At 50.1% G+C, this 21380-nt stretch carries 23 protein-coding genes; 8 read left to right on the top strand and 15 right to left on the bottom strand.

Annotated features, from left to right (window positions below; all coding sequences use genetic code 11):
- Positions 1 to 204: 204 nt before the first annotated feature.
- The gene (gene dsbG, locus G434_RS02770; RefSeq protein ID WP_001305556.1) at positions 205 to 951 is read right to left on the bottom strand and encodes a thiol:disulfide interchange protein DsbG; all 747 of its coding nucleotides are present in this window, start codon (positions 949 to 951) and stop codon (positions 205 to 207) included.
- A 371-nt stretch (positions 952 to 1322) separates the two neighbouring features.
- Between dsbG and ahpC the strand changes: the two genes are divergently transcribed.
- Both ahpC and ahpF read left to right on the top strand, forming a co-directional pair.
- The gene (gene ahpC, locus G434_RS02765) at positions 1323 to 1886 is read left to right on the top strand and encodes an alkyl hydroperoxide reductase subunit C (protein ID WP_000052796.1); all 564 of its coding nucleotides are present in this window, start codon (positions 1323 to 1325) and stop codon (positions 1884 to 1886) included.
- A gap of 170 nt (positions 1887 to 2056) precedes the next feature.
- Positions 2057 to 3622: an alkyl hydroperoxide reductase subunit F gene (gene ahpF, locus G434_RS02760; RefSeq protein ID WP_001314555.1), complete on the top strand. Its 1566-nt coding sequence runs from the start codon at positions 2057 to 2059 to the stop codon at positions 3620 to 3622.
- Positions 3623 to 3742: 120 nt separating this feature from the next.
- Here ahpF and uspG read toward each other — a convergent pair whose 3' ends face one another.
- The 11 genes from uspG to citC form a co-directional block, all read right to left on the bottom strand.
- Positions 3743 to 4171: a universal stress protein UspG gene (gene uspG, locus G434_RS02755; RefSeq protein WP_000278505.1), complete on the bottom strand. Its 429-nt coding sequence runs from the start codon at positions 4169 to 4171 to the stop codon at positions 3743 to 3745.
- 123 nt (positions 4172 to 4294) lie between these two features.
- Positions 4295 to 4384: a small membrane protein YldA gene (gene yldA, locus G434_RS31150; protein WP_001287361.1), complete on the bottom strand. Its 90-nt coding sequence runs from the start codon at positions 4382 to 4384 to the stop codon at positions 4295 to 4297.
- Between the two features lie 142 nt (positions 4385 to 4526).
- Positions 4527 to 4937, bottom strand: coding sequence for a nucleoside diphosphate kinase regulator (rnk, locus tag G434_RS02750; protein ID WP_000089731.1), 411 nt, complete (start codon positions 4935 to 4937; stop codon positions 4527 to 4529).
- A gap of 229 nt (positions 4938 to 5166) precedes the next feature.
- Positions 5167 to 5973 (bottom strand): ribonuclease I, encoded by an 807-nt coding sequence (rna, locus tag G434_RS02745; RefSeq protein ID WP_001298345.1) that lies wholly within the window; start codon positions 5971 to 5973, stop codon positions 5167 to 5169.
- A 113-nt stretch (positions 5974 to 6086) separates the two neighbouring features.
- Entirely contained in the window at positions 6087 to 7550 is a 1464-nt protein-coding gene (gene citT / locus G434_RS02740) for a citrate/succinate antiporter CitT (protein ID WP_000050323.1), read from the bottom strand.
- 49 nt (positions 7551 to 7599) lie between these two features.
- A complete protein-coding gene (gene citG / locus G434_RS02735; RefSeq protein WP_000062464.1) occupies positions 7600 to 8478 on the bottom strand; it encodes a triphosphoribosyl-dephospho-CoA synthase CitG in 879 nt (292 codons plus the stop codon).
- Positions 8453 to 9004 carry a citrate lyase holo-[acyl-carrier protein] synthase gene (gene citX / locus G434_RS02730; protein ID WP_000550422.1) on the bottom strand — a complete coding sequence of 184 codons (552 nt, stop codon included), beginning with the start codon at positions 9002 to 9004 and terminating at the stop codon, positions 8453 to 8455. Before citX ends, citG begins: the two co-directional genes overlap by 26 nt.
- A gap of 3 nt (positions 9005 to 9007) precedes the next feature.
- Positions 9008 to 10540: a citrate lyase subunit alpha gene (gene citF / locus G434_RS02725; protein ID WP_000192243.1), complete on the bottom strand. Its 1533-nt coding sequence runs from the start codon at positions 10538 to 10540 to the stop codon at positions 9008 to 9010.
- A gap of 10 nt (positions 10541 to 10550) precedes the next feature.
- Positions 10551 to 11459 (bottom strand): citrate (pro-3S)-lyase subunit beta, encoded by a 909-nt coding sequence (citE, locus tag G434_RS02720; RefSeq protein ID WP_001309339.1) that lies wholly within the window; start codon positions 11457 to 11459, stop codon positions 10551 to 10553.
- Positions 11456 to 11752, bottom strand: coding sequence for a citrate lyase acyl carrier protein (citD, locus tag G434_RS02715; protein ID WP_000700703.1), 297 nt, complete (start codon positions 11750 to 11752; stop codon positions 11456 to 11458). The genes citE and citD overlap by 4 nt, the downstream gene beginning before the upstream one ends.
- A gap of 14 nt (positions 11753 to 11766) precedes the next feature.
- Positions 11767 to 12825 (bottom strand): [citrate (pro-3S)-lyase] ligase, encoded by a 1059-nt coding sequence (gene citC, locus G434_RS02710; RefSeq protein ID WP_000467674.1) that lies wholly within the window; start codon positions 12823 to 12825, stop codon positions 11767 to 11769.
- Between the two features lie 379 nt (positions 12826 to 13204).
- Between citC and dpiB the strand changes: the two genes are divergently transcribed.
- Together dpiB and dpiA are read left to right on the top strand one after the other, a co-directional pair.
- Positions 13205 to 14863, top strand: coding sequence for a sensor histidine kinase DpiB (gene dpiB, locus G434_RS02705; protein WP_001305557.1), 1659 nt, complete (start codon positions 13205 to 13207; stop codon positions 14861 to 14863).
- The gene (gene dpiA, locus G434_RS02700) at positions 14832 to 15512 is read left to right on the top strand and encodes a two-component response regulator DpiA (RefSeq protein ID WP_000126494.1); all 681 of its coding nucleotides are present in this window, start codon (positions 14832 to 14834) and stop codon (positions 15510 to 15512) included. Before dpiB ends, dpiA begins: the two co-directional genes overlap by 32 nt.
- 40 nt (positions 15513 to 15552) lie before the next feature.
- Here dpiA and dcuC read toward each other — a convergent pair whose 3' ends face one another.
- Entirely contained in the window at positions 15553 to 16938 is a 1386-nt protein-coding gene (gene dcuC / locus G434_RS02695; protein ID WP_000955057.1) for an anaerobic C4-dicarboxylate transporter DcuC, read from the bottom strand.
- Between the two features lie 588 nt (positions 16939 to 17526).
- On the opposite strand from dcuC, the gene pagP reads away from it, so the two are divergent.
- Positions 17527 to 18087, top strand: coding sequence for a lipid IV(A) palmitoyltransferase PagP (pagP, locus tag G434_RS02690; RefSeq protein WP_001305560.1), 561 nt, complete (start codon positions 17527 to 17529; stop codon positions 18085 to 18087).
- A gap of 174 nt (positions 18088 to 18261) precedes the next feature.
- On the top strand, positions 18262 to 18471 hold the full coding sequence (gene cspE, locus G434_RS02685; RefSeq protein WP_000034825.1) for a transcription antiterminator/RNA stability regulator CspE: 210 nt from the start codon (positions 18262 to 18264) through the stop codon (positions 18469 to 18471).
- Between the two features lie 53 nt (positions 18472 to 18524).
- On the opposite strand, the gene crcB is transcribed toward cspE, so the two are convergent.
- Positions 18525 to 18908, bottom strand: coding sequence for a fluoride efflux transporter CrcB (gene crcB / locus G434_RS02680; protein ID WP_000939743.1), 384 nt, complete (start codon positions 18906 to 18908; stop codon positions 18525 to 18527).
- Between the two features lie 92 nt (positions 18909 to 19000).
- On the opposite strand from crcB, the gene G434_RS02675 reads away from it, so the two are divergent.
- Both G434_RS02675 and tatE read left to right on the top strand, forming a co-directional pair.
- Complete coding sequence (locus G434_RS02675; protein ID WP_001305561.1) at positions 19001 to 19789, top strand: deaminated glutathione amidase; 789 nt, start codon at positions 19001 to 19003, stop codon at positions 19787 to 19789.
- 128 nt (positions 19790 to 19917) lie between these two features.
- A complete protein-coding gene (gene tatE, locus G434_RS02670; RefSeq protein WP_000503931.1) occupies positions 19918 to 20121 on the top strand; it encodes a twin-arginine translocase subunit TatE in 204 nt (67 codons plus the stop codon).
- Positions 20122 to 20221: 100 nt separating this feature from the next.
- Here tatE and lipA read toward each other — a convergent pair whose 3' ends face one another.
- Entirely contained in the window at positions 20222 to 21187 is a 966-nt protein-coding gene (gene lipA / locus G434_RS02665) for a lipoyl synthase (protein WP_000042632.1), read from the bottom strand.
- Positions 21188 to 21380: the final 193 nt, after the last annotated feature.

Raw genomic sequence — 21380 nt, forward strand, 5'->3', positions numbered from 1 at the left:
ATACTCCGTTATATTATCTCTTCTATAAATCATTCATTTGTTCAATAATGTTGCTGTTGTATTTATTTGTATTATGTTTTTTTGCTTAACTCAGAATTAAGTTTTTCTAAAATAGCACAGCCACTTAGGGCAGAGCGAGCAATTCATGCTTTTTTAGGATGGTTGAAAAATAGGGATATATTTCAACCATCCATGAATTATCTTTTATTTATTCCCCATAATGATATTAAGCGTTTTCTGATCGGGCAACCCCACGGCCTGTTGCAGTGTATTTTCCTTACTCATGTAGTAGATAGCTGGTGTGACATTTGCCCCCAGATCGTCCATCAGTTTCTCGTTGTCGCTTAACACTTTCATTTGCTCTGTACTTACGTTTGCAGGCACGTTTAGCTTAAGCTTGCCACCAGAGGCTTCATATTCTTGCCAGGTTTTTGCGGGATCTTTGGAGGCAAGAATTGCCGCTGCTGTCGCCGGGCTTTCTGGCTTGATAACGCCAACCAACAATGTTCTTAATTGCACTTTGCCAGAATCAACCCACGGGCGAGCCTGCTGCCAGAACTGTTTACAATATGGGCAGAACGGATCGGCGAAGACGTAGACAATGACCGGCGCGTCTTTTTTACCGTCGAGGAGCCAGTGGGATTGTTCCATCCGTTGCCACATTTCGCGCCCGGCTGGTGCGTAAATTTCTTTTTCGATAAGTGTGTTACTCAGGTTTTCACCTTTCTCGTTGTACATGTAACCGGAGATAGCGTGCTTACCATCTGGAGTCAGGTAGATGGTGACGCCCATATCCTGATACTTGCCGAGATAACCTTTCATTCCTCCGGGAGCATCGAACGTTTTGATGATTGTAATGCCCTGTTTTTCAATCGCTTTTACTGGATCAGGAAGTTCCTCTGCGAAGGCGATTGCAGGAAGCAGAGCCAGTAAAAGTATCTTTTTTAACATTAATTTGTCCTTTTCAGTCAGTGCAAAAGTCGGGTAAAAGGCATAACCTATCACTGTCATAGGTAAGAGCTTAGATCAGGTGATTGCCCTTTGTTTATGAGGGTGTTGTAATCCATGTCGTTGTTGCATTTGTAAGGGCAACACCTCAGCCTGCAGGCAGGCGCTGAAGATACCAAAGGGTAGTTCAGATTACACGGTCACCTGGAAAGGGGGCCATTTTACTTTTTATCGCCGCTGGCGGTGCAAAGTTCACAAAGTTGTCTTACGAAGGTTGTAAGGTAAAACTTATCGATTTGATAATGGAAACGCATTAGCCGAATCGGCAAAAATTGGTTACCTTACATCTCATCGAAAACACGGAGGAAGTATAGATGTCCTTGATTAACACCAAAATTAAACCTTTTAAAAACCAGGCATTCAAAAACGGCGAATTCATCGAAATCACCGAAAAAGATACCGAAGGCCGCTGGAGCGTCTTCTTCTTCTACCCGGCTGACTTTACTTTCGTATGCCCGACCGAACTGGGTGACGTTGCTGACCACTACGAAGAACTGCAGAAACTGGGCGTAGACGTATACGCAGTATCTACCGATACTCACTTCACCCACAAAGCATGGCACAGCAGCTCTGAAACCATCGCTAAAATCAAATATGCGATGATCGGCGACCCGACTGGCGCCCTGACCCGTAACTTCGACAACATGCGTGAAGATGAAGGTCTGGCTGACCGTGCGACCTTCGTTGTTGACCCGCAGGGTATCATCCAGGCAATCGAAGTTACCGCTGAAGGCATTGGCCGTGACGCGTCTGACCTGCTGCGTAAAATCAAAGCAGCACAGTACGTAGCTTCTCACCCAGGTGAAGTTTGCCCGGCTAAATGGAAAGAAGGTGAAGCAACTCTGGCTCCGTCTCTGGACCTGGTTGGTAAAATCTAAATTTCCTTCGTCTTTCGCGCTACCAACTCCGGCGCGAAATACTTCGGAAATTCACCTAATTCTTCGGGTGCTGCGGCACCCGATTTTCTTCCCCGCACCATGATGCAAGCTGCATCCAGGTAGCCGCAGAGGCCGCTTGCATGATGATGTTTAAAGCCCAGGAGATAAACATGCTCGACACAAATATGAAAACTCAACTCAAGGCTTACCTTGAGAAATTGACCAAGCCTGTTGAGTTAATTGCCACGCTGGATGACAGCGCTAAATCGGCAGAAATCAAGGAACTGTTGGCTGAAATCGCAGAACTGTCAGACAAAGTCACCTTTAAAGAAGATAACAGCTTGCCGGTGCGTAAGCCGTCTTTCCTGATCACTAACCCAGGTTCCAACCAGGGGCCACGTTTTGCAGGTTCCCCGCTGGGCCACGAGTTTACCTCGCTGGTACTGGCGTTGTTGTGGACCGGTGGTCATCCGTCGAAAGAAGCGCAGTCTCTGCTGGAGCAGATTCGCCATATTGACGGTGATTTTGAATTCGAAACCTATTACTCGCTCTCTTGCCACAACTGCCCGGATGTGGTGCAGGCGCTGAATCTGATGAGCGTACTGAACCCGCGCATCAAGCACACTGCAATTGACGGCGGCACCTTCCAGAACGAAATCACCGATCGCAACGTGATGGGCGTTCCGGCAGTGTTCGTAAACGGGAAAGAGTTTGGTCAGGGTCGCATGACGTTGACTGAAATCGTCGCCAAAATTGATACTGGCGCGGAAAAACGTGCGGCAGAAGAGCTGAACAAGCGTGATGCTTATGACGTATTAATCGTCGGTTCCGGCCCGGCGGGTGCAGCGGCAGCAATTTACTCCGCACGTAAAGGCATCCGTACCGGTCTGATGGGCGAACGTTTTGGTGGTCAGATCCTCGATACCGTTGATATCGAAAACTACATTTCTGTACCGAAGACCGAAGGCCAGAAACTGGCAGGTGCGCTGAAAGTTCACGTTGATGAATACGACGTTGATGTGATCGACAGCCAGAGCGCCAGCAAACTGATCCCGGCAGCGGTTGAAGGTGGCCTGCATCAGATTGAAACAGCTTCTGGCGCGGTACTGAAAGCACGCAGCATTATCGTGGCGACCGGTGCAAAATGGCGCAACATGAACGTTCCGGGCGAAGATCAGTATCGCACCAAAGGCGTGACCTACTGCCCGCACTGCGACGGCCCGCTGTTTAAAGGTAAACGCGTAGCGGTTATCGGCGGCGGTAACTCCGGCGTGGAAGCGGCAATTGACCTGGCGGGTATCGTTGAGCACGTAACGCTGCTGGAATTTGCGCCAGAAATGAAAGCCGACCAGGTTCTGCAGGACAAACTGCGCAGCCTGAAAAACGTCGAAATTATTCTGAATGCGCAAACCACGGAAGTGAAAGGCGACGGCAGCAAAGTCGTTGGTCTGGAATATCGCGATCGTGTCAGCGGCGATATTCACAACATCGAACTGGCCGGTATTTTCGTGCAGATTGGTCTGCTGCCGAACACCAACTGGCTCGAAGGCGCAGTCGAACGTAACCGCATGGGCGAGATTATCATTGATGCGAAATGCGAAACCAACGTGAAAGGCGTGTTCGCAGCGGGTGACTGTACAACGGTTCCGTACAAGCAGATCATCATCGCCACTGGCGAAGGTGCCAAAGCCTCTCTGAGTGCTTTTGACTACCTGATTCGCACCAAAACAGCATAAGAAGAAGTAAGATTCACCTGCAATTGCTTAGCCGCCGGGGTCAAACCTGGCGGCTTTTTTATGGCAATAAAAAGCCCCGCCGGGATGGCTCCGGGCAGGGCGGGATATTTATTCTGGCAATTAACGCACAACCAGCACCGGCAGATTGGCGTGGCGGATCACGCTCGAGGCGTTAGAACCTAACAGATGGGTCGAAATCGATGGGTTGCGAGAACCGATAACTACAACATCAGCCCCCAGTTCTTCTGCCAACTCATTGACTTCATCCCGCACGCTACCAAAACGGACATGTTGCTTAATGCGGGAAGGATCGATGGTGAAGTGGCTGACCATCGTTTGCAGACGTTCTTCTGCTTCATGTTGCAGATGCTCTTCAAAACGACGCACATCAGCGGCAAAACGGTGCAGGCTCAGGCTGGCTGACCCGGGTAGTACGTGAAGTAGATGAATAACTCCGTCATCCTGGGCGAGGAATTCAGCGTGGCGAACAGCTTTGTCGCTCAATTCCATTTCGAAAACATCCACTGGCATGATGATTGTCTTGTACATAAGCATTCTCTCCTTGTTTTTGCATGTATACATAACAGCACATTATTGGTTATGAATCTATGATTTGCGAGGCTGATTTGATCTGAATTTGCTATTGAGCTGGAAAATAAATAAAACCAGGCGCTACCAGCGTTGTTCAAGGTATAGCACTGCAGCAACAATAATCGCGGCTATGAATATATAAAATGCAGTGATACCGAGAGCTTCGCTCATATGAGGTTCCGCAGATGAATAACCAGTTCAGATTAGAATGCTGCGCTTAAGAGCAAAATGATAAATCTGGTTGATATTTGAGCGAAAAGAGGATGCGAGTGCATCCTCTGGGCAAAGCGAGTTATCGCTTGTGCAGATGGGATTAAAGCAGGTAGTCGCCAGCAGCTTCTGGCTGGTATTCGAGTTCCAGCACTTCAAGGTGGGTTGCAACGCCGCCCGGAAGTTCCCAGTGAATGGAATCGCCAACGCGCAGCCCCAGCAGTGCGGCACCTACCGGAGCCATAACGGAAAGCTGAGTATTGCTGTCGGTCATTTTTGCCGGATACACCAGCGTGCGCACACGCACTTCGCCATCGCTAAGATTGCGGAATTTAACCCGGCTGTTCATTGTCACCACGTCGTGTGGCATCTCTTCTGGCGAACACATTTGGGCGCGATCCAACTCTGCGTTTAACGCGTCGGCGATTGGCAAACCAGCATAGGCGGGTTGCTCCAGCAGAATATCGATGCGTTCGGCATCCAGGTCGTTAATGATGATAGTTGGTCTGGACATTTTTACTCCATGTCGTCGGTACTGCGAGTGTCGCAGATAAACATACCCAAAAGAAAACCCTCACCGTCAGGCGGCGAGGGTTTAACTCACATGATGATACTGACTGTTGCTCACTCTTTGAAGTGATTTGCGTCACATTCAGGGAATTCCTCAATGTAGCGCATTATGTATAAATCTTAATCGTCATGGTTTATGGAAGACGAATTAGCGTGTTTTGTAAATCAGAGGATTAATAACCTGCTTTATCAATCACAAAGGTTTTGCCACAGTTGCCTGGGTGTGGTTGTGGCAAGAATGAGTTGGCAGAAAGCGGAGCGTTGATGGCGTCAGCTTTGATCGAGATCTGAATTTCAGTCAAATACGCAGGGTTACCCTGGCACGTTAGCTTAACTGCTTTCACGTTCTCTTTTCCCCAGCTTTTGGCAAAGGCGGCATCAAAGTCACGGCGGCTCACTGTGTTACCGTAGTTATCCGCAAGGAATTTTCCGGCTTCGCTCTCTTTAATTTCTTGATTCAGGCGTACCATCGTGCCGAAGTATGCGTCTGGATCAAAACCAAAGCAGGCACCGTGTTTGGCATATTCGTAGCGTTCCAGGCAGGAACGTCCGCCAGCTCCTGGCATGACTTCACTTAGTTTAGCGGCCGTTTCCAGCGATAACCCGGTTTCCGGCGATGAACACATTCGGCTGGCGCGCGCTTCTGGTAGATTCGGGATTGGGCGAGTAGCGCAACCGAAGCGCATCCAGCGGCGTTCATCAACACCACGGGCAGCAACCGATTTAGGCAATCCTGGCCATAGACCATGTACGGTCAGAAAATCAGCTTTGTTGGTCGTTTCGGTTTGCAGGCGACATTCATCTCGTTCGTTACGATTTCGATCGTGTTGACTCTGGCAAAATCCGGTTTGCCAGGAGAGGGCCAGGACATAGCGATCAAAATCGCCATACTGTTTTGCCTGCAACGCCACGGCGTTGGCAGAAGAGAAGGGAAGCAGAGAAACCGCGAGCAACGCGGCGTTACGCCAGAATGCTTTCATAATGGGTGTGGAACTCATACATACACTGAATACTATCTATTAAATCATAAAAAAGCCCGCCAGGTGGGCTTACCTGGCGGGCGTGATGATTTATTCAGCGTTTGGCGAACGTATTAGTTCCACATGGCGAGAATCGGCCAGCCAACCAACAGCAGCATAGAGATGTAAATCACCCCGAAGATTGCACCAAGTCGCCAGTAATCTTTTGATTTCACATAGCCACAGCCGTAAATAATCACCCCAGGACCGGTTGCATACGGCGTCAGACAGCCCATGATACCGATAGACAGCACCAGCAGGATACACAGTTGTTCCATTGGTACGCCCGGAATACCTTTACCGACGGCCAGAATAACCGGCAGCATGGTTGCGGTGTGCGCAGACAGGCTGGCAAACAGGTAGTGCGCAAAGTAGAACACCAGAACCAGTACAATCACCGTTGCGTTTGGTGAGAATCCTTCCAGGTGCGTACTCATGGTACCGGCGAACCAGTCAATAAAACCAGAACGAGTCAGGCCATTAGCCATCACAACCAGAGTTGCCAGGTTGACCAGTGTGTTCCATGCGCTGTTATAGCGGGTAATGTCTTTCCACGGCACAACGTGCAGGGCCAGCATTAGCGAAACTGCCAGCAGACCTACCGCAGTAGCATTAATGACTTCACTGCCAAATACCCACAAACCTAAGCTGAGCAATACAAGACCAATCAGCGTCCACTCTCTGCGTGTCAGCGCACCCATGGTTTTTAGTTCATCACCCGCCCAGGTTGCCACTTCTTCACTGTGTGTGATTTCCGGTTTGTACAGCACGTAGGAAAGCCACGGCGCAATGATAAGCAAGATAACCCCAACCGGCAGGAAGCAGAGGAACCACTGCAACCAGCTAATCTGGATACCGGCAATTTTGCTGACGAACTCCAGACCCAGTACGTTTGGTGCCGCACCGGTGACAAACATGGACGAACTCAGACTGGTACTAATGACCATCATCCACATCAAATAGCCGCCAATACGACGCGCGGACGGATCGTTCGGGAATGATTTAAACAGCGGCGGCAGGTTTTTAATGACCGGAAAAACCGTACCCCCGGTACGCGCGGTGTTGGACGGTGTAAACGGTGCCAGCAGAATGTCGATAATGACAATCGCATAACCCAACGTCAGCGTGCGTTTGCCCATGAATTTCACCAGGAAAAGGGCAATGCGACGACCTAACCCGGAAACTTCATACCCTAATGCAAAAATAAATGCGCCAAATACCAGCCATACCGTGGTGCTGGAAAAACCAGCCAGACCCCATTTCAGCGCCTGTTTTTGCGCATTAAACGCTGGGTCAGCTAATTCTTTGGCATCAAAGAGCAGGTAATTACTGCCAATAACGCAAATAGTAACCGCAATAAAACTGATCGCCGTTGCCGGAATTGGCTCGAGGATCATGCCGACAATCATTGCCACAAACACTGCAAAGTAATGCCACGCCTGCGGCGGCATACCGTCAGGTACAGGGATAAGAAACATGACACCCATCACCACCAGGGGCGCCAATAATTTCCATATATTATCTTTTGCTAAAGACATACGGGTTCTCCGACAATTAATATTCCAATTTTATCAAGTGCTTAAATAATTAAATCTGTGCTAAAAACCAAGTAAGGATCAGCAGGTCGGCACTGCCGCCTGGACTGAGATTTCGTTCGATACACTCCCTGTCGAACTGCCGGAGATAATCGAGATCGGCGGGGGTTCGAATGCCCCCTTTTTGCAATAATGTTTGCGCCTCGCGCTGTAGCCAGCGCAGGCCCCCCTCGCCACCGCGCGATGCAACGTTGGTATCGCCGTTGATCGCCATCAGTAGGAGCAAGGTATCGAGCAATGCCAGTTCAGGATCTAACCCCTGATCCAGCAGAGTGAGGTAATGCGGCAGGGCGTGGTTGATCACCAGTGGATAACCCGCTTCGGCTTCACCGCGTGCGCCGGTAAGGCCAAGCTGCTGGTACAACCGTTGACCTGCCGTCAGTTGTGAATTATTGGTACGCAGTTCGCGATCGGTCAGGCCACGGCAGAAACTTGCCGCCGTAGAACAAACGGTTGTTGGCGTTAGCGACTGGTTGAGCTGAAGCAAACGGCCAATTGCCGCACACAGTAGCCCTAAAGAAAAAATGCTGCCCTTATGCGTGTTTACGCCCGCAGTGGCGCGGAACATATCACCTTCGCAAGCCATACCAATTGGGCGTAATCCGTGGAGTACCGCTTCTGGTGCCATTTCAGCACTACAGGCACCAAATTCAATGAAACGGGGTAACCAGCCCTGAATCGCCAGCGCGCTGCGGTGAAAATCTTCCAGCGCCATATCTTTATGCGCACCGCAGTTAATCCGATCCACGAGGCCTGGTTTCGGTGACAGATTGACTTCAGTCAGCATGGCGCGCCAGCCCAGCAGGGCGTACTCATCGATTAATGACGTCGCAAGCTTTGTGGTTTTAGTTGACGTTGCAGGCATCGACATCGTTCAGCAGCGCCTCCATGCGGTTGAGTAAATCGGTCAGTTGATGGGTTTTTCCACGCGCGCAAACAGCTGCGCTTTGCTCGCACAACAGGCAGCGGCGAGGCGGCAGTGAATAGTCGCGGCGGGAGAGAATTTCGCCTTCGGGTGTCAGGACATCGATATCCCATAACCGCCCGAGAGGATGACTATGTTCAAGCTCAATGGTGGCGAGCTTGAGGTCGCGAGCCGGGGCGGCAATGCTCAACATGCCCTCCGGCCCGCTGGCGGAAACCAGTGCAGCCTGCTCCTGAATTTGCCAGCCCTGTTTTGCGGCTAAGGCACGCAAGGCTGTCACGCCATGATTAAAAATTCGGCGTGTGACCTCGCTGTCTTTAATCGGCCCAGGCGCAACCACGGTAAAGGAGACCAGTGGAACAGGATGGCGCTTGAGCCAGACGTGTTGCCGTGCTTGCCTTTCATCCCGGCTGACGAGCAGCTCGGGAATTGACACCGCATGGTGGCTGGCGAGTTCAGGAAGCAGGTGCATGGCTTATTCCTTCACCTGATGCACAACATCGATCACCGAGCCATCGCGGTAACGCACAACGGCAACGACGCGGTCGGTGAATTCAATCGGCTGTGGTTCACCGGTCAGCAGACGCGCACGTTCACGCAGCCACTCAATAGAAACCACTTTGATCCCCGCTTCCTGCAGACGTTCTGCCAGTTCCGGACGTGCCGGGTTAACTGCGATACCGTGGTCTGTGACCAGAATATCGACACTGGAGCCCGGGGTGATGCAGGTCAGCACGTTATCCACCAGAGTCGGAATACGACCGCGTACCAGCGGTGCGACGATGATGGAAAGTGCAGAGGCAATCGCGGTATCGCAGTGACCACCGGAAGCGCCACGCAGTACGCCGTCAGAGCCGGTCAGCACGTTAACGTTGAACTGGGTGTCAATTTCCAGCGCGCTCAGTACCACCACGTCGAGACGATCAACCGATGCACCTTTTGAACCCCAGTTAGCGTACTGGTTGGCGCTGATTTCGATGTGATTGGGGTTACGGGCCAGCGATTGTGCAGCGTGGCTGTCAAAGCTCTGTACATCCAGCAGTTTGCGGATCAGACCTTTTTCGTGCAGATCAACCATCGTTGCGGTAATACCGCCAAGGGCGAAGTCGGCGCGAATATCGCGGCTACGCATTTTGTCTTCCAGGAAACGGGTTACCGCCAGCGATGCGCCGCCGGTGCCGGTTTGCATGGAGAAACCTTCTTTAAAGTAGCCTGAGTTGAAAATCACATCCGCAGCGCTACGGGCAATAAGCAGTTCGCGCGGGTTAGTGGTCATACGGGTCGCGCCAGCGCCGATTTTCGCGGCATCGCCAACGCGATCAACTTTGACGATCAGATCAACCTGATCTTGCTCAATGCTTGCCGGATTATGAGGATAAGGCAGCAGTTCTTCAGTGAGCATCACAACCTGTTTCGCGTTGTCTGCATCAACCATTGCATAGCCGAGGGAGCCGCAGCAGGCTTTACCGGTGTAGCCGTTGGCATTACCGAATTCATCACAGGACGGGACGCCGAGGAAAGCCACGTCTATATTCAGTTCGCCGCTCTGTACCAGATGCACACGTCCGCCGTGAGAGTGGATTTGCACCGGTTCCGCCAGCAGACCACGGGAGATTTCTTCCGCCAGTGGACCGCGCAGGCCAGAGGTATAAATGCGGGTAACCACGCCCTGGCGAATGTGTTCTACCAGCGGCGCATGGCAATCACTCAGGGAGCTGGAGGCCAGAGTCAGGTTTTTAAAGCCCATCTTCGCGATGACGTCCATCACCATATTGACGGTCAGGTCACCGCCACGGAAAGCGTGATGGAAGGAAACCGTCATACCGTCCTGTAAACCCGAGCGACGAATCGCTTCTTCCAGGTTGGCGCACAGTTTGCGATCGCGCGCTTTTTCAGCCTGGTAGGTTTGCTTTGGCGAGTTCTGGAAAGCGGCAAGATCGCATTCAGCGCGACGATTCCAGGCCGCTACCCGTTCTTGTCGTTGAGATTGTTCAATTTTCTGCGTCATTTTGATTGCCTTATTCTTCGCGGATGCCGGAAAGTTCTGCGCGGGAGAGCACCAGACGGGCGCGATCGATAACCGGACCGTCCACCATCTTGCCATTCAGGGAAACCACGCCGAGGCCTTCGCGAGCGGCGGCTTCAGCGGCTTCTACGACGCGGCGGGCGTGATCCACTTCTTTCTGGGTCGGTGCGTAGAGGTTGTGCAGCAGATCAATCTGACGCGGGTTAATCAGCGATTTGCCGTCAAAGCCCAGCTGTTTGATGTGGGCGGCTTCTTGCAGGAATCCGGCTTCGTTGTTAGCGTCGGAATAGACGGTATCGAACGCCTGAATACCCGCAGAGCGCGCGGCCTGCAAAATGGAGCAGCGAGCGAACAGCAGTTCAATTCCTTCCGGGGAGCGTTCTGTACGCAGGTTGCGCACATAGTCTTCTGCACCGAGGGCGATACCGATCAAACGCTCGGAAGCGTGAGCGATTTCCACTGCGCGGGTAATGCCCAGCGGAGATTCAATCGCCGCCAGCAAGCCGGTACTGCCGGGTTCACGACCACAGGCTTTTTCGATACGCAGGATCTCTTTTTCGATATCCAGAACATCCTGAGCGGTATCGGTTTTCGGCAGACGCACAACGTCCGCACCACCGCGAACGACGGCTTCCAGGTCGTTAACACCCCATTCGGAATCCAGCGCGTTTACACGCACAATGGTTTCAATATCGCGATACAGCGGATGTTGCAGCGCGTGGTAAACCATGCGGCGGGCGGTGTCTTTTTCACGTAATGCCACGGAGTCTTCGAGGTCAAACATCAGGGCATCAGCCGGGTAGATGAAGGAGTTGCTGACCATCGCGGCATTGGCACCAGGCACAAACAACATGCTGCGGCGGGTGCGAGTTTTACGTTGTTGCAGCGAAGCGGAAATCATTGGCAATCCTCCCATGGCAGAGCCGGGATACCGCTGGCGCGTGCCAGCAGGGCTTCCAGTCGTGCACGTAAAATGCAGTCCAGTGCGCCTTTGTCATCGACATTCAGCTGTACGCCGCGCACGTTGTAGCGGGCGAGAACGTCCAGAATGGTGGTGCGAATTGCATCGCCAAACTGTTTCTCAACGCTGCTGTTGATTTGCAGGTCGATATCCTGCGTATCGAGTGGGGCGATGCGTATCATCACATCCCCAGACTCAAGGGTGCCTGCAACGGCGGGCTGGTTTATTTTCATTTTTCACCTGTTTCTCATGCGGGGGTCTTTTGACGAGCTGCCGCGTCCTGGCGGGAGTGCTCAAGCAGGTTCTGCAAATAATGCAGCGTGACTGCAGGGACCAGCGGCGCGATAGCCGTGAGATCGTTTTTCGCCAGCAGTTGACGTACCCGGGAAGCGGATATCGGCATCTCCTGGTAACGCAGCCGCTCAATTTCAACCAGTTCGATGGGCGGTGCGGAGATAGTCGGCGTTTCCAGCCAGTAGCGCATATCCTGGTTGTACTGGGCGGTAACGCGACAAAAGGGTTCAGTACCGACAAAGCGGTGAGTTACACCCAGCGCGGGAGCGAGGTACTGACGGAAAATCTTCAGATCAATTTCGGTGTAACAATGGTTAATGACGCTCTGTTCTTTAATGAAGTAGCAAGGGAACGTAGCGCGGGAGATGATGTATTCGGAGCCGCGATGCACAGTCAGGCGTGGAATATCGGCGGTGCCTTTTAACACCAGATCCAGCCGGTCTTCATAGGGAAAGCGTGAAGAATCTTCTTTAACTAAAAACAGATGCAACCAGTCGCACTGTGCTGCAGCCTGTTGAATCAGATAACGGTGACCATTCGTAAAGGGATTGGCGTTCATCACAATGCAGCCAATCTTGTTCCCTGGATGACGAAATTTTTTCAGCGATTCGGCATAGCGTTTCAGTCGCGTGGCGCTGTTTTCCATCAGCACCATCACGCCGGGTACACTGGTCAGCGTGGAAAAACCGCACTGGCGGAACAGCGCCTCGTATTCGGTTTTGGTATAAATAAACAGATGCGTGCTGTGCCGCTCATAGGCGAGGTTAATTAGCTCGGTGGCTAATGTCAGCGCCAGTCCTTCACCGCGAACGGATTCACTGATAGCAACGCATTTAATAATATTTCCGGCAATTCCACCGCACGCGATAAGCTTTTCATCGCGGGTTACGGTAATAAATACTTCGACTGTGGTGTCAACGCTCAAATCATTTTCATGCAGGAATTGGGCGATTTCCGCCATTTTTTTATTTTCTGAACGTTTTACACGGGTGCAAATATCATTGCCGAACATAATAAATAGTATCCTGAAGGTGCATGTTGTTATCGATTTGCAACGAATGTTGTTCGATGTTGCAAACTGATAACCTTTTATTTTCACTTGGGAGAAAGGGGGGCGATCGAGGTATATCTTTTTCTCCTTTCGCTATACATCCTAAGGAGTATTGCAGCGTGAAATTTTGATTTATTTCACATAGAGTTAGTGGTTTTTTATTTATTTAATGGTTTTAAGTTTTTTAATTAATGTAATTACGAAATGACCCGCAGGTTTAAGTGATTTAATTGATTTAATGAATAAAATTTGCCACGATTATATTTAATATCTATGTATTTTGATTCAACATTTTAATTACATCCGTCAAAGAGGCTCGGGACAACCCGCAAGGAAAACAATGTTGCAGCTTAACGAGAATAAACAGTTTGCATTTTTCCAAAGACTGGCATTTCCGCTGCGTATCTTTTTGCTGATTCTGGTGTTCTCAATATTTGTCATTGCAGCCCTGGCGCAATATTTTACGGCCAGTTTTGAGGACTATTTAACGCTTCATGTGCGCGACATGGCAATGAATCAGGCAAAAATTATTGCTTCTAATGACAGTATCATCAGCGCAGTGAAAACGCGTGACTACAAGAGGCTGGCGACCATCGCTGACAAATTACAAAGAGATACTGATTTCGATTATGTGGTGATTGGCGATCGGCACTCGATTCGTCTTTACCATCCTAATCCGGAGAAAATTGGTTATCCTATGCAGTTCACCAAACCGGGCGCGCTGGAGAAAGGGGAGAGCTACTTCATCACCGGGAAAGGGTCAATTGGCATGGCGATGCGTGCCAAAACGCCAATCTTTGATGACGATGGAAAAGTCATCGGCGTGGTGTCGATTGGCTACCTGGTGAGTAAAATCGATAGCTGGCGTGCTGAGTTTTTATTACCGATGGCAGGTGTGTTTGTCGTGCTGTTAGGGATTCTGATGTTGCTATCGTGGTTCCTGGCCGCGCATATCCGTCGGCAGATGATGGGCATGGAGCCAAAGCAAATCGCACGCGTGGTCCGTCAGCAAGAAGCGCTGTTTAGTTCGGTTTATGAAGGGCTCATTGCGGTGGATCCGCATGGTTACATTACCGCCATCAATCGTAACGCAAGAAAGATGCTGGGTCTGAGTTCCCCCGGACGGCAATGGTTGGGTAAACCCATTGCTGAAGTGGTCAGGCCCGCCGATTTCTTTACCGAACAGATTGATGAAAAACGTCAGGATGTGGTGGCGAACTTTAACGGTCTGAGCGTTATTGCCAACCGGGAAGCTATTCGTTCAGGTGATGATTTGCTGGGGGCCATTATCAGCTTTCGTAGTAAAGACGAAATATCCACCCTCAATGCGCAACTGACGCAAATTAAACAATACGTCGAGAGCCTGCGCACATTGCGACACGAGCATCTCAATTGGATGTCGACGCTCAATGGTCTGTTGCAGATGAAAGAGTATGATCGCGTGTTGGCGATGGTGCAGGGGGAGTCTCAGGCCCAGCAACAGCTTATTGATAGCCTGCGCGAGGCGTTTGCCGATCGCCAGGTGGCGGGGCTGCTTTTTGGTAAAGTGCAGCGCGCCCGCGAACTGGGGCTAAAAATGGTCATCGTCCCCGGAAGTCAGCTTTCGCAACTGCCGCCAGGACTGGACAGCACCGAGTTTGCAGCCATTGTTGGCAATTTACTTGATAACGCCTTCGAAGCCAGCCTGCGTAGCGATGAAGGAAACAAGATCGTTGAATTATTCCTCAGCGATGAAGGCGATGATGTGGTGATTGAAGTCGCCGATCAGGGCTGCGGCGTTCCAGAGTCTCTACGAGACAAAATATTTGAGCAGGGTGTCAGTACGCGTGCTGACGAGCCCGGCGAACATGGCATTGGGTTGTACTTGATTGCCAGTTACGTAACGCGCTGCGGTGGTGTTATCACTCTCGAAGATAATGATCCCTGCGGTACCTTATTTTCAATCTATATTCCGAAAGTGAAACCTAATGACAGCTCCATTAACCCTATTGATCGTTGAGGACGAAACGCCGCTGGCAGAGATGCATGCGGAATATATTCGTCACATTCCCGGATTCAGTCAGATATTACTGGCGGGAAACCTGGCGCAGGCCCGAATGATGATCGAGCGTTTTAAGCCGGGGCTAATCTTGCTCGATAACTATCTTCCTGACGGTAGAGGGATTAATTTACTGCATGAACTGGTGCAGGCGCATTATCCCGGCGACGTGGTGTTTACCACTGCAGCCAGCGATATGGAAACGGTGTCTGAGGCCGTACGTTGTGGTGTATTTGATTATCTCATTAAGCCAATTGCCTATGAACGGCTGGGGCAAACGCTAACCCGTTTCCGCCAGCGTAAACATATGCTGGAAAGTATTGATAGCGCCAGCCAGAAGCAAATTGATGAGATGTTTAATGCCTATGCTCGCGGTGAACCCAAAGACGAACTGCCGATCGGCATTGACCCCTTGACGCTAAACGCGGTGCGAAAACTGTTTAAAGAGCCTGGTGTGCAACATACGGCAGAAACGGTGGCGCAGGCACTGACTATCAGCCGCACCACTGCCAGACGTTATCTTGAATATTGCGCCAGCCGCCATCTGATTATTGCTGAAATTGTTCACGGCAAAGTTGGCAGACCGCAACGCATATACCACAGTGGGTGACATGATAAAGCCGGAGGAAACTTGCCTCCGGCATGACTATTTACTTGCCTGTGACCGCGGCTGCCGTTCCTGGCACCATCAGCTCTGTAGCAACGATAACAATCACCAGCCCAACAAGCACCGGCACCGAGGTGCGTTTTACGACTTCAAATGGTGAGATTTTCGCCATCCCGGCAACCGCAACGACTACGCCAGAAACGGGTGACAGGGTACGACCGAGGTTTGACGCCTGCAGCATTGGGATAGTCAAATACGCCGGGTTAATGCCGGAAGAGTGCGCCAGTTTCGGGATCATCTCAACAAACGCATAAAACGGCGCATTGCCTGAACCGGTCGTGACTGCCGCCAGCATTGTCAGGATCACTAATACCAGCATCAGGATGATACTCGCCGAACCAAACGAGGTGGCGATAGAAATCAGACTTTGAATAAAGCCGATGGTGCTAAGCCCCTGAGCGAATACCCCAGCGGCAACCAGCAGCATCACCACGTTAGCAAACGCATCTGCCATCCCGCGATAAGCCACTTCCAGACCAGAGAAAACTTTCTGGGTATTAAAGCTGCGGATGAACTCCAGAATGGAGGCAATCAGCATACAAATCACCAGAATAGTGATGATGTGTAATTGCGGACCCCATTTGCCGTCAAAAATCAGCACTCCGATGATCGGCGTGAACGGCAAAATGGCATAAAACGCAGGAGCAGTGGTGGTGATTTCACTGACATCTAACATTTCATGAGAGATGTGCTCTTTTTTATCCAGATAACGTTGCCAGAAGAAGTGGGCGATCGCCATGCCGATAATTGCAGCAATTGAGATAGGCAGCGTCGTTTTGAAGGCGAAGTCAATCAGCGACATTTCGGAAGCCTGCGCCGCCAGCACCACATCCCCTGAAGTCGGTGCGAGAATAATCGCCGCCGGGGAGGCACAAATAGCAGCAGCTGCACCACGGCTGATACCAACGTTTACCATCACCGGAAACAGGGTTGCCATCAGCAAAACACCCAGACCGGTCGCGGAAGAGACGGCCAGAGACATCAGACAGGCGACAAAATAGGCGGCAATCATCAGCAGGTAAGGGGAGTTAATATACTGCAATGGTTTTGACGCCAGCTTGACCACCATATCATTCGCGCCGATATGGGTCATGTAAGCGGCAAAGCCACACAGCATCATAATCATCATGCCGAGGTCGCCGCCGCGGCTCATTAGCAATATTTTAACGTATTCAACGATATCCGTGGCGCTGTAGCCTGTTGAAGCCTGGCTGGACGGTAACACTTTGTGCCCCATAATGGCACTGATAATCAGCAATAACAGGCCACCGACAAATAACACGCCAGTGGCGGAATACCCTTTAATGATGTAGCGAGCTACACCCACAATAACCACAACCCCAATAAGGAGTTCAATGAATGTCAGCATAATTTTTCCTGTCTCCAGGCCCCAAAGTAAATAATAAAAAATTCCTAAAACTTAAGGAAAAAATATGCCCAATAAATTGGCGGTGAATGCTGATTAAAATCAAGAAAAACTGCCATTAAGACATTGAAGTTGCTGTTTTTATACATAGATAACAAAACGCATATTTAGCGTTTGGCAATTACCACATAATAATGTGTGTAAATTGATGGCGGATTGATGCAAATTTGTTAATAGCAATGGTGTTAGCTGCGGTTGCGTGCTCAGAAAATAATCTGCCATGAGCATGGGTTGACGATATATATTATATTCTTCGTTAAGGTGATTTTTGTATCCAATTAAAAAATAAAGAAATTTTTCCTTGGTTGCATTTTGTCATCAAAAAATACTTGGTTTTTCTTTTTTGACTATTCCCATCGCAGAAAACGATACATCATCTTTAATCGATGCGCGGAAATATTTAACTTAAACAAGCGGAAATAAATAGAGCAGCTATTCAGATTGTTCTTTATGTTGGGGCTATTAAGGTTATGTTAATTGTAGCTTTGCTATGCTAGTAGTAGATTTTTGATAAATGTTTTATGGTCACAAATGAACGTGAGTAAATATGTCGCTATCTTTTCCTTTGTTTTTATTCAGTTAATCAGCGTTGGTAAAGTTTTTGCTAACGCAGATGAGTGGATGACAACGTTTGGAGAAAATATTACACAAACCTGGCAACAGCCTGAACATTATGATTTATATATTCCTGCCATCACCTGGCATGCTCGTTTCGCTTACGACAAAGAAAAAACCGATCGCTATAACGAGCGACCGTGGGGTGGCGGTTTTGGTCAGTCGCGTTGGGATGAAAAAGGAAACTGGCATGGCCTGTATGCCATGGCATTTAAGGACTCGTGGAACAAATGGGAACCGATTGCCGGATACGGATGGGAAAGTACCTGGCGACCGCTGGCGGATGAAAATTTTCATTTAGGACTGGGATTCACCGCTGGCGTAACGGCACGCGATAACTGGAATTACATCCCTCTCCCGGTTCTACTGCCATTGGCCTCTGTGGGTTATGGTCCAGTGACTTTTCAGATGACCTACATTCCGGGTACCTATAACAATGGCAATGTGTACTTTGCCTGGATGCGCTTTCAGTTTTGAGACAAATGAAATTTTAGTAAACTCTTTAAAATCAATGGGTAAAATAATTAACATCAAAAATAACGCGACTTTTATCACTTTTTAGTAAAGTTGCACTGGACAAAGCGTACCACAATTGGTGTACTGGTAACCGACACAGCATTTGTGTCTATTTTTCATGTAAAGGTAATTTTGATGTCTAAGATTAAAGGTAACGTTAAGTGGTTTAATGAGTCCAAAGGATTCGGTTTCATTACTCCGGAAGACGGCAGCAAAGACGTGTTTGTACACTTCTCTGCAATCCAGACTAATGGTTTTAAAACTCTTGCTGAAGGTCAGCGCGTAGAGTTCGAAATCACTAACGGTGCCAAAGGCCCTTCTGCTGCAAACGTAATCGCTCTGTAAGATACGTCAGCAAGAATTCAAAACCCGCTTAATCAGCGGGTTTTTTTTGGTCTTTAGTGTGCGGTTGAGGCGGAAAACAGCCAGAAAGCCAGTGCGGTCATGGCAAAAGACCCCAAAAGGTTGACGAAAACGTTCAGTAACGCCCAGCCTAAGCGGCCCTCTTGTAACAAAAACACCACTTCTGCCGAAAATGTTGAGAAGGTTGTTAGACCGCCACAAAATCCGGTGGTGATTAATACTTTCCACACTGGATCAATGTTCGTCATCCTGCTAAACCAGGCGAATCCCATTCCTATGATGAATGCCCCAATCAGGTTTGCAGCCAGCGTCCCCAACGGAATCGCCTGATGCAGCGGGTTAAATCGCATACTTAACAGCCATCTCGCCACGCTTCCCGTACCACCGCCAATAAAAACTGCTAAAAGAAGTTGTAACACTGCAAAATCCTGCTATTTGATTTGTATGAGTGATAAGTGTAACGCCGAATAATCGTCGTTGGCGAATTTTACGACTCTGACAGGAGGTGGCAATGCTGGTTGCTGCAGGACAGTTTGCTGTTACATCTGTGTGGGAAAAGAACGCTGAGATTTGTGCCTCGTTGATGGCGCAGGCGGCGGAAAACGACGTTTCGCTGTTTGTCCTGCCGGAAGCATTGTTGGCGCGTGATGATCATGATGCAGATCTATCGGTTAAATCAGCACAGCTGCTGGAAGGCGAATTCCTCGGACGTTTACGGCGAGAAAGTAAACGTAACATGATGACGACAATTCTGACGATTCATGTTCCTTCAACGCCGGGGCGCGCATGGAATATGCTGGTGGCGCTACAGGCAGGAAACATCGTCGCCCGTTATGCCAAACTGCATCTCTATGATGCATTTGCCATTCAGGAATCACGCCATGTTGATGCTGGTAATGAAATAGCTCCGTTACTGGAGGTGGAAGGGATGAAGGTCGGTCTGATGACCTGTTATGACTTACGCTTTCCAGAGCTGGCGCTGGCACAGGCATTACAGGGAGCTGAAATCCTGGTACTTCCTGCCGCCTGGGTTCGTGGGCCGCTCAAAGAGCATCACTGGTCAACGTTGCTTGCCGCTCGTGCGCTGGATACCACCTGTTATATGGTGGCGGCGGGGGAGTGCGGGAACAAAAATATCGGGCAAAGCCGGATTATAGATCCCTTTGGCGTCACCATTGCGGCAGCGTCAGAAATGCCTGCACTCATTATGGCGGAAGTGACGCCCGAACGTGTGCGTCAGGTGCGCGCGCAACTGCCCGTCTTAAACAACCGTCGCTTTGCGCCGCCGCAATTATTATGATGTTTTTTTACTCGGCGCTTGATTCACCTTGTTACAGATTGCTATTGTGTGCGCGCGTCGAATGACCGTTAATATTCTCTGGTTTTTAAGGCGCGTTCTGTTGCCGGTTATATGTCAAGAAGGTATCTATGGGTGAGATTAGTATTACCAAACTGCTGGTAGTTGCGGCGCTGGTCGTTCTGCTGTTTGGGACTAAGAAGTTACGTACGCTGGGCGGAGACCTTGGAGCGGCCATTAAAGGGTTCAAGAAGGCGATGAATGATGACGATGCTGCGGCGAAAAAAGGCGCAGACGTTGATCTTCAGGCTGAAAAGCTCTCTCATAAAGAGTGACGTGGCGAGCAGGACGCTCCCTCAATATCTTGTTCGATACAAAAAACCCGCTTCAAAAAGCGGGTTTTTTATCAGACAGATGTAAGTAATTATTACAGGATTACTTAACTTCCATCCCTTTCGCCTGCAAATCGGCGTGGTAAGACGAGCGGACAAACGGACCGCATGCAGCATGGGTAAAGCCCATCGCCAGCGCTTCGGCTTTCATTTCGTCGAACTCATCCGGGCTAACGTAACGTTGAACCGGCAGGTGATGGCGGCTTGGCTGCAAATATTGCCCCAGCGTTAACATCGTCACACCATGACGGCGCAGGTCGCGCATTACCTCAATAATTTCTTCATTGGTTTCACCCAGACCCACCATCAGACCAGACTTGGTCGGGATTTCCGGATGCGCTTCTTTAAAGCGTTCCAGCAGCTTCAGCGACCAGTTGTAATCTGCACCAGGCCGTACCTGACGGTAAATACGCGGTACGTTTTCCAGGTTATGGTTGAACACATCTGGTGGTGTGGCGGTCAGAATATCCAGAGCACGATCCATACGACCGCGGAAATCCGGCACCAGAGTTTCAATTTTGATTTGCGGGCTTTTTTCCCGAATGGCAGTAATGCAATCCGCAAAGTGCTGGGCACCGCCATCGCGCAGGTCATCACGGTCAACGGAGGTGATAACCACATAACGCAGCGCCATATCGGCAATGGTCTGCGCCAGTTTCACTGGTTCATTGGCATCCGGAGCTACCGGGCGACCGTGGGCAACGTCACAGAACGGACAACGGCGGGTACAAATAGCGCCGAGGATCATAAACGTTGCTGTGCCGTGGTTGAAGCATTCCGCCAGGTTAGGGCAGGAGGCTTCCTCGCAGACAGAATGCAGGCCATTTTTGCGCATTGCGGCTTTGATGCCCTGGATACGTGTAGAGTCCGCTGGAAGCTTGATTTTCATCCATTCCGGCTTGCGCAGCAGGGCTTCGCGCTCTGTTGCCACGTTTTTAACCGGGATAAGGGCCATCTTATCGGCATCGCGGTATTTAACACCGCGTTCCATCACAATGGGTTTACTCATAGCGTGCGTGTTCCAGTTGCGAATTACGAAGGAAAGCGTTTCAATTCAATAGATTGTTGTAATTATCAACTATTTTTGAATTAACGACTGGCAGTATATCATTGAAACGGACCTGAAAGCAGCCAAAGCGGTCGCGAAAATGTAAAATTGTTGTTGGATTGTGCCATTTTTTCGTTCTTCGCTGTGATCTGGC

Origin of the sequence: Escherichia sp. KTE172, from assembly GCF_000408845.1 — a bacterium.
GTDB classification, from domain to species: Bacteria; Pseudomonadota; Gammaproteobacteria; order Enterobacterales; family Enterobacteriaceae; genus Escherichia; species Escherichia coli.

What these genes read in the sequence shown, in the direction of transcription:
- dsbG (WP_001305556.1), bottom strand. Translation starts at nt 951, where the DNA reads ATGTTAAAAAAGATACTTTTACTGGCTCTGCTTCCTGCAATCGCCTTC.
- ahpC (WP_000052796.1), top strand. Translation starts at nt 1,323, where the DNA reads ATGTCCTTGATTAACACCAAAATTAAACCTTTTAAAAACCAGGCATTC.
- ahpF (WP_001314555.1), top strand. Translation starts at nt 2,057, where the DNA reads ATGCTCGACACAAATATGAAAACTCAACTCAAGGCTTACCTTGAGAAA.
- uspG (WP_000278505.1), bottom strand. Translation starts at nt 4,171, where the DNA reads ATGTACAAGACAATCATCATGCCAGTGGATGTTTTCGAAATGGAATTG.
- yldA (WP_001287361.1), bottom strand. Translation starts at nt 4,384, where the DNA reads ATGAGCGAAGCTCTCGGTATCACTGCATTTTATATATTCATAGCCGCG.
- rnk (WP_000089731.1), bottom strand. Translation starts at nt 4,937, where the DNA reads ATGTCCAGACCAACTATCATCATTAACGACCTGGATGCCGAACGCATC.
- rna (WP_001298345.1), bottom strand. Translation starts at nt 5,973, where the DNA reads ATGAAAGCATTCTGGCGTAACGCCGCGTTGCTCGCGGTTTCTCTGCTT.
- citT (WP_000050323.1), bottom strand. Translation starts at nt 7,550, where the DNA reads ATGTCTTTAGCAAAAGATAATATATGGAAATTATTGGCGCCCCTGGTG.
- citG (WP_000062464.1), bottom strand. Translation starts at nt 8,478, where the DNA reads ATGTCGATGCCTGCAACGTCAACTAAAACCACAAAGCTTGCGACGTCA.
- citX (WP_000550422.1), bottom strand. Translation starts at nt 9,004, where the DNA reads ATGCACCTGCTTCCTGAACTCGCCAGCCACCATGCGGTGTCAATTCCC.
- citF (WP_000192243.1), bottom strand. Translation starts at nt 10,540, where the DNA reads ATGACGCAGAAAATTGAACAATCTCAACGACAAGAACGGGTAGCGGCC.
- citE (WP_001309339.1), bottom strand. Translation starts at nt 11,459, where the DNA reads ATGATTTCCGCTTCGCTGCAACAACGTAAAACTCGCACCCGCCGCAGC.
- citD (WP_000700703.1), bottom strand. Translation starts at nt 11,752, where the DNA reads ATGAAAATAAACCAGCCCGCCGTTGCAGGCACCCTTGAGTCTGGGGAT.
- citC (WP_000467674.1), bottom strand. Translation starts at nt 12,825, where the DNA reads ATGTTCGGCAATGATATTTGCACCCGTGTAAAACGTTCAGAAAATAAA.
- dpiB (WP_001305557.1), top strand. Translation starts at nt 13,205, where the DNA reads ATGTTGCAGCTTAACGAGAATAAACAGTTTGCATTTTTCCAAAGACTG.
- dpiA (WP_000126494.1), top strand. Translation starts at nt 14,832, where the DNA reads ATGACAGCTCCATTAACCCTATTGATCGTTGAGGACGAAACGCCGCTG.
- dcuC (WP_000955057.1), bottom strand. Translation starts at nt 16,938, where the DNA reads ATGCTGACATTCATTGAACTCCTTATTGGGGTTGTGGTTATTGTGGGT.
- pagP (WP_001305560.1), top strand. Translation starts at nt 17,527, where the DNA reads ATGAACGTGAGTAAATATGTCGCTATCTTTTCCTTTGTTTTTATTCAG.
- cspE (WP_000034825.1), top strand. Translation starts at nt 18,262, where the DNA reads ATGTCTAAGATTAAAGGTAACGTTAAGTGGTTTAATGAGTCCAAAGGA.
- G434_RS02675 (WP_001305561.1), top strand. Translation starts at nt 19,001, where the DNA reads ATGCTGGTTGCTGCAGGACAGTTTGCTGTTACATCTGTGTGGGAAAAG.
- tatE (WP_000503931.1), top strand. Translation starts at nt 19,918, where the DNA reads ATGGGTGAGATTAGTATTACCAAACTGCTGGTAGTTGCGGCGCTGGTC.
- lipA (WP_000042632.1), bottom strand. Translation starts at nt 21,187, where the DNA reads ATGAGTAAACCCATTGTGATGGAACGCGGTGTTAAATACCGCGATGCC.